This is a genomic window from uncultured Imperialibacter sp. (genome assembly GCF_963974565.1).
In the GTDB taxonomy this organism is placed as follows: Bacteria; Bacteroidota; Bacteroidia; order Cytophagales; family Cyclobacteriaceae; genus Imperialibacter; species Imperialibacter roseus.
Genome location: NZ_CAXBCJ010000001.1, coordinates 33426 through 47344 on the forward strand (window position 1 = coordinate 33426; position 13919 = coordinate 47344).

A 13919-nucleotide genomic window follows, 5' to 3' on the forward strand; every position below is an offset into this window, starting at 1 on the left:
TTTTTATTAATTAGCAAATGAGTCCTCTTTCACCAAAGCCATGGCTTTTAGTAAAGCTTCGTTTTCTGCTCTTGTTCCCACGGTTATGCGCAGACAGCCATGGCAGTGCATCACATTGCTTCGGTCTCTCACAATTACTTTCTGATCGATCAGAAACTGGTAGGTTTCCTTTGGCTTCGGCACCCTGACGAGCATAAAATTAGCATCGCTGGGATAGATATGCTGCACAATAGGTAAGGCTTCGAGCTGATCTTCCAGCCAATTCTTTTGTTCCAGAATATCGGCTACCATTTTTTCCTTGGCCAGCACATTGCCCAAAGCCTCTCTTACTATGCCTTGTGTTGGTGCAGCTATATTATAAGGTGGCTTGATCCTGTTCAGGATAGTGACTATTTCGGGGCTGGCAAAAGCCATTCCCAGTCGAACACCAGCGAGCCCCCAGGCCTTGCTCAGTGTTTGCAGCACTATCAGATTAGGAAACCGGTGCAGATGCTGCAAAAAGCCAGCGTCAGGAGCGAAATCAATATATGCCTCATCAATCACAACAAGGTTAGGAAACTGATGGAGCAGTGTGAAAAGATCTTCCTTTCGGATCAGATTGCCTGTGGGGTTGTTAGGGCTACAGAGAAACAGGATTTTTGTGTCCGAACCAGCAGCGCTTATAACTCCCTTTACATCGAGCTGGAAGTTCTCATTCAAAGGTACTTTCACAACGCCCACATCATTAACTCCGGCACTCACTTCATACATGCCGTAAGTGGGGGGAACTGTGATCACTTTGTCTTCGCCTGGCTCACAAAAAGCTCTGATAAGCAAATCAATAGGCTCATCGCTGCCATTTCCCAGAAAAATAGACTCAGTGCCAATGTTCTTGATTTTGGCAATCGCCTGCTTCACCTCCTGCTGGTAGGGGTCGGGATAGCGGTTGTAAGCTTCCTTTACCCCCGCAGAACCATAAGGATTTTCATTGGCATCCAAAAAAACACCCTCCTTACCTGTGTATTCGTCTCTGGCGGAAGAATATGACTTCAGGTTAACCAGGTGCTTACGAAGTAGCGAGTTCGGATCAAAGCTCATTGGTACCTTCTTTAATTTTCTGTAGTCGAAGTGTCACAGCCATTTTGTGCGCATCGAGCTTTTCTGCAGCAGCCATCGCTTCAATGCTGGGCCCGAGCAGCTGCAGTCCCTCCGGCGTAATTTTCTGAAAGGTGACCTTTTTTACAAAGCTGTCGACGGACACACCCGCCATGGCCCTGGCCCAGCCATTGGTAGGCAGTGTATGATTTGTGCCCGACGCATAGTCTCCTGCCGACTCAGGCGTATAGTTACCTATGAATACCGATCCTGCGTTCTCCACCATTTCGGCATATTTGTCCGCATCTTTCAACGCAAGAATAAGGTGCTCAGGGCCATACATATTAATATAGTCCATGGCTGTTATCTTGTCTTCAAAGTAGATGGTTCTGCTATTCTCCAATGCTTTCGCAGCCATAGCTTTCCTGGGCAGAGTAGCGAGTTGTCGCTCTACTTCCTGTGCCACGCTATCCACCATGCGCTTGCTGGATGTTACCAGTATCACCTGGCTGTCGGCACCATGCTCAGCCTGCGACAGCAAATCGGCCGCCACAAATGACGGCTCAGCATGTTTGTCGGCGAACACCAACACCTCCGAGGGGCCAGCTGGCATGTCGATAGCCACCGTGTCACGGCTTACCATTTGCTTGGCCGCTGTCACATACTGATTGCCCGGACCAAATATCTTGTCAACCTTCGGCACCGACTCAGTGCCGTAGGCCATAGCGGCAATGGCCTGGGCTCCGCCAATCTTCAATATCTTCTTTATGCCTAGTAAGTGAGCCACATATAATACTGTGGCATTCACCTGGCCCATGCTGTCGGTGGGGGAAGCAATAATGACTTCCTTGCAGCCAGCAATTTTCGCCGGAATACCAAGCATCAGGGCTGTAGAAAAGAGTGGCGCCGTGCCTCCTGGCACATAAAGACCAACCCTGTTTACGGGTATACTTTTGCGTTGACAGACCACACCCGACATGGTCTCCACCGTTATCGGAGATTCCTTTTGCGCCAGATGGAATTTCTCAATATTTTCTTTTGCAACATGAATAGCAGCCTTCAGCTCCTCCCCTACCTGATCGGCCGAGGCCAATAACTCTTCCTCTGTCACAAAGAGGTCGTCCAATTCAACATGATCATACTCAAGCGCAAACTTTCGCAAGGCCATGTCGCCGTTGCGCTTCACCTTTTCCAGTATGGGCTTCACCACCTTCTCCAGCCTGGCTGGATCTTGCGCAGGCCTGCTGGTTAGCTCAAGCCATTGCTTCCGGGGTGGTTCGTATATAAGTTGCATGATCCTCGATTTGTCTACAATATCATTTTTTCTATCGGCACCACAAGGATGCCTTCAGCACCTGCCTCTTTCAGTTTCTCTATTATCTCCCAAAACCTGTCTTCGTTGATCACAGAATGAATGGAACTCCAACCCTCGGTAGCCAGAGGCAGCACCGTCGGGCTTCTCATACCAGGCAGAAGGCTGGCGATTTCCTCAATTTTGTGATTGGGAGCGTTGAGCAGAATGTACTTATTATTAGATCCATTCTGCACTGACCGAATCCTGAAAAGGAGTTGCTCAAGGAGCTTTTTCTTTTCGGCACCGAGCCCTTTATGGGCAACAAGTACTGCCTCGGATGTAAAGATGGTCTCCACTTCTTTCAATCCGTTACTTAAAAGCGTGCTACCCGAACTAACAATGTCGCACACAGCATCGGCCAGCCCAATGCTCGGAGCAATCTCCACCGAGCCGCTAATTTCGTGAATGTCTGAACTGATACCGTTCTTCTTCAAATAGCTCCCCAAAATCTTTGGGTAGGAGGTGGCAATGCTTTTGCCTTCCAGCATTTTTAGGCCTTCATACTCCTCATTTCTGGGAATGGCCAAAGAAAGCCTGCACTTGGAAAAACCCAGCTTCACTACTATATCCAGGTCTTTTTCCTTTTCTTCTACCACATTCAGTCCCACGATGCCAACATCGGCTACGCCGTCGGCTACATAGCCAGGAATATCATCATCTCTGAGCAGCAGAAATTCCATCGGGAAATTATGGGAAGAGGCCTTTAGCTTACCGACACCATTATTAAAGTGTATACCACACTCTTTGATCAAACGGAACGAATCTTCGCTTAAGCGACCTGATTTTTGAACTGCAATACGTAGCATGAAAAGCTTAATTAGAGAAATGAGTAAGTAAAATGAATACGGGCCAATGTTGAAGTAAAATGTTCTTCCTTAATGGGAATGACGAGACACATGATCGTGGTTCACGTGCAGATGATCGAATATATGGGAGTGTCTCAGGTACTTCATTTTACAAGGCCAAATTTAGGTGCCACTAACATCAATTAAAACCCAAAAAGACAAAATTGTTCAAGTTTTTTTCGACCCTTCCTTTTACATCAAAGAATGGCTAAATATTGATACTATATAATAAGGTGTAGGCAGCACTTCAAGGAGGCTTCATCCGGGCATTTCAGAAAAGGATTCGTCACAAAACGAGGAAAAAATAATCTCAACCTTCTATCTTTAGTCCCTCACTTTACTCACAACCAAAATGGATTCGCAACGTCGCTCATTTTTAAAAAAGGGAACAGGTCTGCTTGGCCTGCTCGGCTTAGGTACATATTCATTTGCAAAAACAAAAACTATGAAAGATTCATCTGTTAACTTCTATCACATTGTCTATTTCTGGCTCAAAGATCCCAGCGAAGCCAATAAGAAAACTTTTCTTTCCCACGTGAAGGAATACACCGGCAGCATTGATGTGATCAAGGAAAGGTTTATCGGAACGCCTGCCGACACCAACAGACCGGTCATCGACAATACCTATACCTTCTCCATCGTTTTAGCTTTCGATAGCAAGAAAGATCAGGACGCTTACCAGGAGCACCCCGTCCATCTGGCCTTCGTTGAAAAAGCCCAACATATGTGGAGCAAGGTGCAGGTCTATGATTCGGTAAAAGTATAATCGTTCTAAAAAAAACGACAATCAGTCAGTTTTTCGAGAGTTAACCCGGCTGATTGTCTTTATAATTCCCTCCTCCGTTTTGTACTATAATGAGCATCGCACCTCCCCTTTTATTGAAAAATGTGCAAGAAGGGCTCTCACCATTTCAAATTCCTACATCACAGGTCAACTTTTTTTGCACCCTTCAACACCTGCCTAGACAATAGGTATTCCACTTGTTTTCAGCTACTTAAGAGTTAAATCTCTTCGCAATCGGCTTTAAATTTTAGCTCTAAAGGCTTAAGACTTCTCATAATCTTACATCAGATAGTATTCGTCCGCACTTGCCACTTTTGCTCCCGGCATATGCATTTACTTTGTAATGTAGTTAAAGATAAGCAACTGACAAGGCAACAATTTATACCTCTTAATATCACGAGTATGGAAAAAATTTACATTCAGGCAACAGAATTCACCCCACAAGTCTACTTCGACCCTTCCAACGGAATAATAGAACTAAAGGGCAATTCCAACCCTCACAATTCGCTTACCTTCTACACAAAAGTGATTCATACGCTCGAAGACTACGCTGTGAACGACACAAGAGGGTTGGTAGCGAACATGGCGTTCAGATATTTCAACACAAGTTCCTCAAAATGCCTCTATGATATGTTCAAACAGCTCAACGCCATGAGGAAAAAAGGTCGTCAGGTAACCATTAATTGGTATTACAGCCAAAGTGACGAAGACATGTATGAGGTGGGCAAAGACTTTTCGGAATTAATGAACCTAAACTTTAACTTTATTGAACTTGCAGCATAGTAAACGCCTAATGCTGCGCTGACCAAGCCAACTCTACACCTCATGTCCGAAGCAAAAAACCTGTTTCATGCCGAAGAAAATTCCTTAAAAGAATTTAAAGGGAAGGTGAAAGGCAATGCTGTGTCGAAGCGGACTCTTGCCAGGTTTATTGATAATTACGAAGATCTTATTACCCAAAGTAAAGTAATCACCCGTGTAAGTGACAGGCTTCAGTCCAAACTGAATAAAGCAAATGCACAAATCGCTGAGCAGAACGAAACCATCAGTGACAATAACAAACTACTCCATAATACCATCGAGCAGTTGGTGAAAGCCAAAGTCAGTAAAAAAGCCTCCACCATTATACTAACAGCCGCTGTTGTGCTTTTTGTAGCGGAAGAGGTACTTCTTGAGGAAGCAATCAATAACTATGTTAACATCCCCTACATCGGATTGATCGTGAAACTTTGCATTGCCCTTTCTCTAAAAGCCTTCGAATCAACTATCGAGAAATTCTTTTTAAGAAAAGAGCATTCAAAAATTGTAGAGCAAGGTTCGTGGGACGTAGCGGAGGTAGACAACACGTCGCCTTCAAGTCCAATCACAGCAGAGTTTGGTGGTCGCTAGCCTCCCAAAAAGGTGTCCCGACCTATCAACAACCCCAAACAAAGCTTCGCTGAATAACACAACAAAAAAATTACATCAAAGCAACAGCGACTCAAACATAAGGTGCTAATAATCAACAAATTAAAAGAAAATTTGCAGATTGAGTTGCTCCACACACCCGGCTTTCCCTTCTATTTTGATTCTATTTGATAATATTTTATCAAAAAAATAACATTAACTCTCTTTACCCCTATAACCGTCCGTTTTTTCAACTATCTGATGCGTATTTCAACTTTCACCCCACAAATATTACATCAGTCTCTGGTGCTTTCAAAAAAATAAACTTCCGACATAAAAACATATCTATTTGATTTACAATTATTTAAATAACTTTATTTAATTAAACACTTCCATTTAAACATGATTTTATTCCTGATATAATGGATATCTTACATGAGAAAGTATTGGCCTGAAATCGAAAGCAATCGAGCTTTTAAAAAGAATAACTTAAGTAAAGATTTAGTGACAGTGAGGGATTGACTGTAGAACCTCCCGCATTATCACTTACTTTACTTGAAATTATAACAGTTGAAAAACCTGAGAGATTATGGAAAAAATTTACATTCAAGCTACGGACTATACGCCGTTCGTCTATTTCGACCCTTCAACGGGGCTGATAGAATTAAAAGGGAATTCAAATCCCGCCAACTCAAATAGCTTCTATCAAAAATTTATTGTGGAGCTGGACGAGTACGTTACCCACGAAAGCGGGGGACTCACCGCTAATCTGTCATTTCATTACTTTAACACTAGTTCTTCCAAGTGCATTTTTAACATGCTAAAAAAGCTCCACAAAATGCAGGAAGCAGGCCGGTGTGTAACCATCAATTGGTATTATCTGGAAGAGGATGAGGAAATGAGAGAAGTAGGTGAGGATTTTTCTGACATACTTCGCATGAATTTCAACTTTATTACTATCGCTGCTTAACGGTTCAGTTGCTGTGGTGTGTTTGACCACGGGAAGCACTAACCGTTATAGCTAACTAAGGCAGGTAGTTGTTGTTCAAAACTTCCAAACACAGGTACACCATTTGTTGGCGACACCGTATACCTAATACCTAACTCCTAACTAATTTTAAAAGGTATGAATGACTTGTGGGGACTATATGACGAAGAGGACAAAGCACTTCATGCGTTTAAAACCAAAGCGCAACAGGACAATATTTCAAGAAAGGATCTTGCCCAATTTATTGATAGCTATCAGGATCTGCTTATTCAGAGCAAGGTTATTACAAAAGTTAGCGACAAGCTTCAGTCGAAGCTGAACAAGGCTAACGAACGTATAATTGAACAGAATGAGGAAATAGTTGAGAAAAACATGCTTCTTGAAAGCACTATTGGTCAGCTAGTGAAGGCCCAGGTTGGGAAAAAAGCTTCTACCATCATATTTACGGTGGCCGTAGTCATGTTCCTTTCTGAAGAAGTATTCCTGGGTGAAGCGATCGCTGTGATCGTGCATATCCAGTACTTAGATCTTGTAATTAAGGGCTGTATAGCATTTGGGCTTAAGTTTTTAGAGGGGGGACTGGAGACGTTTTTTATGAAGAAAGAGCAAATAAAGATTGTGAAAGGAAACAACGGAGATGTTCCGGAACTTGAAAACAAATTCAAGCTACCCAACATTAAGATATCACCATCTATTGGAAAGCTATTGTTTACAAAATAGCGGGAGACTTTATATTGCAGACGAATGCTTAATAGATGATGTTTTCGTAAACTCCTCCCACGCAGGTTTTGCAGGCCATTGATTCCAGCAAAACCGTTGGTTTGAGCATCGATTTGCCCAGTAGCATTCTGGCACATTCCTGTATGCCTTCAATAATGGAAGGGTGAGGGTGGATGAGTTCAGCCAACTCCTCTACGCCTTTGTCCATGGAGATGAGCAGCGCCACCGCCTGGATAGCACTTGAGGCATGCTCTCCTACAACACGCATGCCCAGAATTTTCATTTTGTCGTCATTTGTCACCAGCAGTTTGATGAAGCCCTGGGTGTTTCGCATGGCAGTAGCTCTCGAAATGTTGCTATAACGTAAGCTGGTGACTTTGTAGTTGATCCCTTTTTGCTTGGCCTGAATCTCATTGAACCCAACCCCTGCAACTTCGGGTGCCAAAAACATGATCGTTGAAATATTTTCGTAAATAAGCTTATGCAAGGGCTTGCCATATATCCGCTCTATCGCATACCTGCCTTCCAGCTCGCCTACATTCACAAGCGCAATATCAGCAGTGATATCGCCCACGGCGTAAATATTAGATACTGACGTTTGCGTGAGGTCGTCAATGATTCCCCGGGCATCAATTTCAACACCAATCTCCTGCAAACCAAGATTTTCATAGTTAGGTATCCTTCCCACTGAAACCAGGGCTTTCTCCACCTGAAACTTCTTCTTTTCACCGTTATCATATTCCAGCTCATACTCCACCTCGCCGTTGACGATCTTCATGTCAATGAGTTTGGAATTGCGATGCACCAACACGTGCTTTTCTTCAAGGTTATTTTCAATCACATCGACCACGTCGCCGTCCTCAAACGGCAATATTCTTTCTCCCTTGTCAATTAAGTTAACCTGCGTTTTTCCAAAATTGGAAAAGATGGTTGCAAACTCGCAACCAATAACACCCGCACCCACTATCACCATACTCTTGGGCCACTCTGTCCAGTTATGGATGCCGTCGCTGGTGACAACAATTTTTTCATCAATGGGTAAATTGGGGAGCTTCCTTGGTCGGCTTCCGGTAGCTAGAATAATATTATCAGCCTCAATGACTTCTGCCCCATTGTCTCCTAAAATCTCGACATTGTTCTTGCTCAAAAGTTTTGCCTCTCCTCTTTTGAATGTCAGCAGGTCCTGGCCATTGTTGTTCATGGAAGTCATATGAAACTCCAGCAGATCTTTCCTTTCACTGGTGGCTTTCAACACTTCCGCTTTTACCTTCTGGAAAGGTATTTCGGGTACCTTGAAATTAAATGCTTTCCCATGCTTTCGAAGGGTGAAATAGTCTCTGGAAAGTTCCCACCATGTTTTGCTTGAAAGGGCGCCATCGTGCACTCCTGCACCACCTACCTGATTTCTTTCAATGAGAATTACCTTCTTTTTAAAATCCAGGGCACGCATGGCTGCGGCATAGCCGGAAGGCCCCGCACCAATAACGCAAACATCAAACTTGTTCATTACCAGGTCATTAAGGTTTAAAAAATGTTGTTTACACAGCTGGCAAATGTATTCCCGCCATCATACATCGGGCACTTCCCCCTCCGTATTTTTCAATGGTCGGTATGTCTATGGCAATTAAGTTAGCATATTTTTCCAGAATAATCTTTTGCGATTGTGTGAGAGCGGCAAATGCGGTGATGGACATAACAAGTGCAGGCTTACTTGTCCCGGTAGCTACCTCCAACATATTGCCTGCAAAATGCTCCATTTGATCAAAAGAAATGTCGACGATTTCATGATTCGTGGCACCCAGACTTGCAAGAAATGCTTTCTTTTCCTCACCCTCAGGAATGCTCTCAAGACAAACCACGCAATAGGATGTGCCGAGACACATCATCACATTGGTGTGATAGATAGGCATGCCGCTTCTGTCGACGGCGTCAAAAACCACAGCGCTGAAACCAAGTCTGGCGGCATGGGCTCTCACCAGGCCTTCGTTTGTCCGAATAGACCTGGAGGCGTACATAATCTGGTTGGGGTAGTCGACGATCAAGCTCCCGGTACCCTCCAGATATAGCTCTTTTTCTTCGGTTCCTGAGAGGTCAGTGATTTTATGTACTGTAAACCGAGGTTTCACAGTGTCAATCACTTCTTGTCTTCTCTCGGTTCTCCTGGCTTTGGATTGCATGGGATAAAGAAACACATCGCCTGACTCATGAAAAGTTATCCAGTTGTTGGGGAAAACCGCATCACGTCGCTCCTCCAAAAATGTATCCTGAGCCACAATTACTTTGACGCCAGCGTTTCTGAGTGTATCTACGGCAACGTCAAACTCTGCAACTGCCTGCGAGCGAATCTTATCCAGTTCTCCTGTATGGGCTGCGCTTTGGAAGGAATTGCTTCCGGCTGTTTCGGGATTGGGGCCGAAGTTGGCCGGCCTCACCATGAGGACTGCTGGTGCAGCGTTGCTTTGCAATTTCATTTCTTTGGGCATTTGCCCAATTTCGCACTTACAAAGCTAATTTTCCAGCGGGCAGACCTATTTGTTATGCCTTTGTTTCAGAATGTCAACCACGTCATCCAGCTTGTTTCCCTTCGCTTCGAGCAGGATCATCAGGTGAAAAAGTAAATCTGCCGATTCATTGAGAAAAAGCTCCTGGTTGTCATCCTTGGCCTCAATCACTACTTCAACAGCTTCCTCACCTACTTTTTGAGCCACTTTGTTAATTCCTTTCTCAAAAAGAGATGACGTGTACGACTTATCTGAAGGGTTATTGTGCCTGTCTTGAATGATGGATGTGAGGTTATTAAGAAAGGATATCCCGTCCGCATTCACCTCATTAAAACAGGTATCGGCACCAGTATGGCAAGCGGGGCCAAGGGGGTTCACCTTGACGAGTAGGGTATCTTTGTCGCAATCAGCAATGATGTCTTTTACAAAAAAGAAGTTACCCGAAGTTTCTCCCTTGGTCCACAGCCTGTTCTTTGTTCTGCTAAAAAACGTGACCTTCCCTTCTGCCCTGGTTCTGGAGAGCGCCTCCTCATTCATGAAGCCGAGCATCAGCACCTTGCTTGTCGCTTCATCTTGTATAATCGCAGGAATCAGCCCGTCTCCTTTATTAAAATCCAATCCTTCCATTATCCTCTCTCTTTATAATCGCATGGGTATATTCTGGTCACGAAGGTACTCCTTTAATTCCTTAATAGGTACCTCCTGAAAATGGAAAATGCTGGCCGCCAATGCAGCATCGGCTTTTCCTTTGGTAAATACGTCCAGGAAATGCTCCTGGACTCCACCCCCACCAGATGCTATTACAGGCACACCCACTGTTTCCGAAACCTTTGCTGTAAGCTCATCGGCAAAGCCAGCTTTGGTGCCATCATGATCCATAGAAGTAAGCAAAATTTCGCCGGCGCCCCTATTCTCGGCTTCCCTGGCCCATTTGATAGTTTCCAGCGCCGTAGGAGTGCGACCGCCATGTGTATGTACCACATGCACACCGTCGACAAACCGGGAGTCAATGGCCACCACAATGCACTGGTTACCAAACTCACGGCTCAGCTCGTCAATCAGCTCTGGCCGCTTCACTGCCGATGAATTGATCGACACCTTATCAGCTCCGGCATTGAGCAGGGCTGATACATCAGCAATAGAGCTGATGCCACCACCTACGGTAAAAGGGATATTGATCTCCCTGGCCACATGCCGAACCAGTTCCACCAGAGTTTTACGCTTTTCTACTGTGGCCGTAATATCCAGGAATACCAGTTCATCGGCCATTTCTGCCGCATAGCGGGCACCAAGCTCTACCGGGTCACCGGCATCTCGCAGGTCTACAAAGTTGACGCCTTTAACGGTGCGACCGTCTTTGATGTCGAGGCAGGGGATGATACGTTTTGTTAACACAGGAAACTCGTTAAAATTTAAACTCAAGTCATTTTGCAACGTCTGAGAAAACTCAAACCGCAAGCAACAAAAAACAAATAATTACCGATAGGAAAATTCCAAACGTTGTCCACAGGCCTTCTGCGCCCAAACAGTTTATATCTGTAATTCAACCACAATTAGGATTCATCATAAGAAAATGCTCGCCATGGTTTGGTTATTGAAGCTTTTCCAGATCAAATCAAAAATCTTAAATCAGCAATATTAACCCTTCCTTCATAAATAGCCTTCCCTACAATTGCTCCCCTGCAGCCAATTTCTTTGAGCTTTTCGAGATCCTCCATAGAGCTTACGCCTCCGCTTGCCACAAAATAGATGTCTGGAAACTGCTCCACCACGGTCTTATACAAATCAACTGACGGCCCTTCCAGCAAACCATCCTTGCTCACATCGGTACAGAATATATTGGTAACGCCTTTTTGAACATACTTCTCCATGAAATCATACACCCAGATGTCTGTCGTTTCTAACCAGCCCCCTATGGCAATCTTTTCGTCTTTCACATCGGCCCCAAGAAAGAATCGGTCAGCTCCGTACTGCTCCAGCCAGTCGGAGAATATCTCCTCATTCTTCACCGCCATACTGCCAACGGTAGCCAGCTTTGCGCCGCATTCAAAAACAATATCAACATCCTCCGCACTTTTAATTCCACCACCAAAGTCAATGACCATGGATGTCTTGCTGGCCAGAGCCTCCAGCACCTTCCAGTTTTTCACTGACCCTGCTTTGGCTCCGTCGAGGTCCACCAAATGAAGCCTGGTCAGGCCCGCATCTTCAAACTGCATAGCCACTTCCAGCGGGCGTTCATTGTATATTTTCTTCTGATCATAGTCGCCCTGTGTAAGGCGCACACACTTTCCATCAATGATGTCGATTGCTGGTATAATATCCATTCCTACAGTTCAATAAAGTTCTTTAGTATTCTTGCTCCATCCACACCACTCTTTTCGGGGTGAGCCTGCACGGCGTAAAAATTCCCCTTTTGCAGCGCTGCACTAAAAGGCACCATATAGTCCGACTGGGCAATGGTGCTGCCTCCCATTTCAGCATAGTAGCTATGCACAAAGTACAGATACGCATCATTGGTGAGCCCGTTCATTAGCGGGCCTTTGAGCGAGTGAATCTTATTCCATCCCATATGAGGCACCTTTTCATTGGGCGGAAACTTCTTTACCTCCAGGTCAAACACACCCAGGCAAGGTGTATCATTCTCTTCGGAGTGCCTGCACATCAGCTGAAGTCCCAGGCAGATACCCAAAAAAGGCTGCTTGAGCCCGGGGATGATTTTATCCAACCCGTTTTCTTTCACAGAGGCCATGGCCGTGCTGGCCTCCCCCACACCTGGGAAGATGACCTTGTCAGCACTTTTGAGCACTTCAGGGTCATTGCTCAGCACTGGTTCAATGCCCAACCTATTGAGCGCAAAAGTCACAGACTGCACATTACCTGCATTGTATTTTATGATCGCTACTTTCATTCTCTTCCATCAATAGTGCTAATTGTTTTCTGCCCGCTTTTCTGAAAAGGCAATAGAAAACCCCGGCAAATTTATGTGAATTACCTAAAGTTCCGGGGTTAAAGTGAAATCAATGGACGTGCTGCGCCTTATCAACTTCCTCAGCAATCACCTGATTGATCTCAGGAATCGCTTTGTAGAGCTGCTCATAGGAGTTGATAATGAAGTACTTGTCTTGAAATTTATCCTTCCAGTAAGGTGTTGCCATAATCTGCCTGACATTGAATTCGTAGTGAGTTGGTTTATCGCTGAGCGAAAATTTAGTTTCCCCCGCCGAGCTTAAAATACCTGCACCATAAATCCTCAGTTCGCCATTCTCTCTGATCAGGCCAAACTCAACCGTAAACCAGTAGATCCGGGAAAGCAATTCTATGGCGTAGTCGTTGCCGCAGTATTTCAGCCCAATTTTGCTCAACTCTTCCAAAAAGTTGACAAAGTTCTGGTTGGTGAGCATGGGTACGTGGGCAAATACGTCGTGAAACATGTCGGGTTCCTCCAGATAGTCGAGTTCTTTCATTTTCCGCAGCCAGGTAGTTGCCGGAAAATACTTGTTCGACATCAGCTCAAAAAAGGTATAGTCTGGCACAAGCCCCGGCACCACCGCCAGCTTCCAGCCTGTAATCCTGTGCAGTATCTCATTAGTGTCTTCAAAATGTGGAATGTTGTTGGCTACAAAATTTGTTTGCTCAAGTCCTTTCAGGTGTGCCTTCGACGCTGCATTGGGAAGATTAACGATCTGACGGTCGTACAACAATTGCCAGACCTTAAAGTCCTCATTGTCGTAATTCTCATAAATCTGTCTCATAAACGTATAATTTTCACTTGTTGGGTTAATGCAATTACTCCAATAATGAAAAAAGACCTGAATCATGCGATTGAGGCCTTTTTTCTAATAGCTATATAAATATCGTCTATTACTGCCTAAATCGCTCAGGAGCCACATGATGGTAATAGATATGATAGGTATTTCCGTTCATTATTTGGTATAAAGTTACAAAAAATCAATGTTAGTAGATAGCGCTACGTCTGAAATTTCACTGAATATTCAAATGCTTCTTAATGGCCTCAATGTCCAATGAATGTTTCTCGATCTCCTTCTTCAAATCTATCGCCTCAGTTACCTTACCATCGAGAGTATCAAGTTTGTCAAGCACCTTTCCTGAGAAAACATTAAAACTCTTCTTCACATCAGAAACGTCATTTTTCATGTCAGAAAGGTCATTTTTCATGTAGTCTAAAGTAACATGAATATCTCCAAGCGCATTAACAATAGCGTTTTCAGTGTTCTTGTCCATTCGTTATTGGTTTCAATTCGTA

16 protein-coding genes are annotated in these 13919 nt (G+C 44.4%); 5 read left to right on the top strand and 11 right to left on the bottom strand.

Features of this window, described 5'->3' with window-relative positions:
- Positions 1-6: 6 nt before the first annotated feature.
- From hisC to hisG, 3 genes are read right to left on the bottom strand one after another with little or no spacing between them, the layout of a single operon-like run.
- Entirely contained in the window at positions 7-1077 is a 1071-nt protein-coding gene (gene hisC, locus AAC052_RS00180) for a histidinol-phosphate transaminase (protein ID WP_339810004.1), read from the bottom strand.
- Complete coding sequence (gene hisD, locus AAC052_RS00185) at positions 1067-2368, bottom strand: histidinol dehydrogenase (protein ID WP_339810008.1); 1302 nt, start codon at positions 2366-2368, stop codon at positions 1067-1069. Before hisD ends, hisC begins: the two co-directional genes overlap by 11 nt.
- Before the next feature lie 14 nt (positions 2369-2382).
- Positions 2383-3234: an ATP phosphoribosyltransferase gene (hisG, locus tag AAC052_RS00190; protein WP_317490557.1), complete on the bottom strand. Its 852-nt coding sequence runs from the start codon at positions 3232-3234 to the stop codon at positions 2383-2385.
- A gap of 484 nt (positions 3235-3718) precedes the next feature.
- Between hisG and AAC052_RS00195 the strand changes: the two genes are divergently transcribed.
- The 5 genes from AAC052_RS00195 to AAC052_RS00215 all read left to right on the top strand — a co-directional run bounded on the left by AAC052_RS00195 (position 3719) and on the right by AAC052_RS00215 (position 7151).
- Positions 3719-4039, top strand: a complete 321-nt coding sequence (locus AAC052_RS00195) for a Dabb family protein (RefSeq protein ID WP_339810010.1) — start codon at positions 3719-3721, stop codon at positions 4037-4039.
- 420 nt (positions 4040-4459) lie between these two features.
- Positions 4460-4840, top strand: a complete 381-nt coding sequence (locus tag AAC052_RS00200; RefSeq protein ID WP_317490556.1) for a DUF1987 domain-containing protein — start codon at positions 4460-4462, stop codon at positions 4838-4840.
- Positions 4841-4882: 42 nt separating this feature from the next.
- Positions 4883-5446, top strand: a complete 564-nt coding sequence (locus tag AAC052_RS00205; protein ID WP_339810011.1) for a hypothetical protein — start codon at positions 4883-4885, stop codon at positions 5444-5446.
- Between the two features lie 586 nt (positions 5447-6032).
- Positions 6033-6413, top strand: coding sequence for a DUF1987 domain-containing protein (locus AAC052_RS00210; protein WP_317490554.1), 381 nt, complete (start codon positions 6033-6035; stop codon positions 6411-6413).
- A gap of 156 nt (positions 6414-6569) precedes the next feature.
- Positions 6570-7151 (top strand): hypothetical protein, encoded by a 582-nt coding sequence (locus AAC052_RS00215; RefSeq protein WP_317490553.1) that lies wholly within the window; start codon positions 6570-6572, stop codon positions 7149-7151.
- Positions 7152-7179: 28 nt separating this feature from the next.
- On the opposite strand, the gene AAC052_RS00220 is transcribed toward AAC052_RS00215, so the two are convergent.
- The 8 genes from AAC052_RS00220 to AAC052_RS00255 form a co-directional block, all read right to left on the bottom strand.
- Complete coding sequence (locus tag AAC052_RS00220; protein ID WP_317490552.1) at positions 7180-8658, bottom strand: NAD(P)/FAD-dependent oxidoreductase; 1479 nt, start codon at positions 8656-8658, stop codon at positions 7180-7182.
- A 31-nt stretch (positions 8659-8689) separates the two neighbouring features.
- Entirely contained in the window at positions 8690-9622 is a 933-nt protein-coding gene (locus AAC052_RS00225; protein ID WP_339810014.1) for an arginine deiminase-related protein, read from the bottom strand.
- Positions 9623-9679: 57 nt separating this feature from the next.
- Entirely contained in the window at positions 9680-10279 is a 600-nt protein-coding gene (gene hisIE / locus AAC052_RS00230; protein ID WP_339810016.1) for a bifunctional phosphoribosyl-AMP cyclohydrolase/phosphoribosyl-ATP diphosphatase HisIE, read from the bottom strand.
- A gap of 12 nt (positions 10280-10291) precedes the next feature.
- Positions 10292-11047: an imidazole glycerol phosphate synthase subunit HisF gene (hisF, locus tag AAC052_RS00235; protein ID WP_339810018.1), complete on the bottom strand. Its 756-nt coding sequence runs from the start codon at positions 11045-11047 to the stop codon at positions 10292-10294.
- A gap of 215 nt (positions 11048-11262) precedes the next feature.
- The gene (gene hisA, locus AAC052_RS00240) at positions 11263-11979 is read right to left on the bottom strand and encodes a 1-(5-phosphoribosyl)-5-[(5-phosphoribosylamino)methylideneamino]imidazole-4-carboxamide isomerase (RefSeq protein WP_317490548.1); all 717 of its coding nucleotides are present in this window, start codon (positions 11977-11979) and stop codon (positions 11263-11265) included.
- A gap of 2 nt (positions 11980-11981) precedes the next feature.
- Positions 11982-12563: an imidazole glycerol phosphate synthase subunit HisH gene (gene hisH / locus AAC052_RS00245; RefSeq protein ID WP_317490547.1), complete on the bottom strand. Its 582-nt coding sequence runs from the start codon at positions 12561-12563 to the stop codon at positions 11982-11984.
- A gap of 109 nt (positions 12564-12672) precedes the next feature.
- A complete protein-coding gene (locus AAC052_RS00250; RefSeq protein WP_339810021.1) occupies positions 12673-13473 on the bottom strand; it encodes a phenylalanine 4-monooxygenase in 801 nt (266 codons plus the stop codon).
- 163 nt (positions 13474-13636) lie between these two features.
- On the bottom strand, positions 13637-13897 hold the full coding sequence (locus AAC052_RS00255) for a hypothetical protein (protein WP_339810022.1): 261 nt from the start codon (positions 13895-13897) through the stop codon (positions 13637-13639).
- Positions 13898-13919 lie beyond the last annotated feature (22 nt).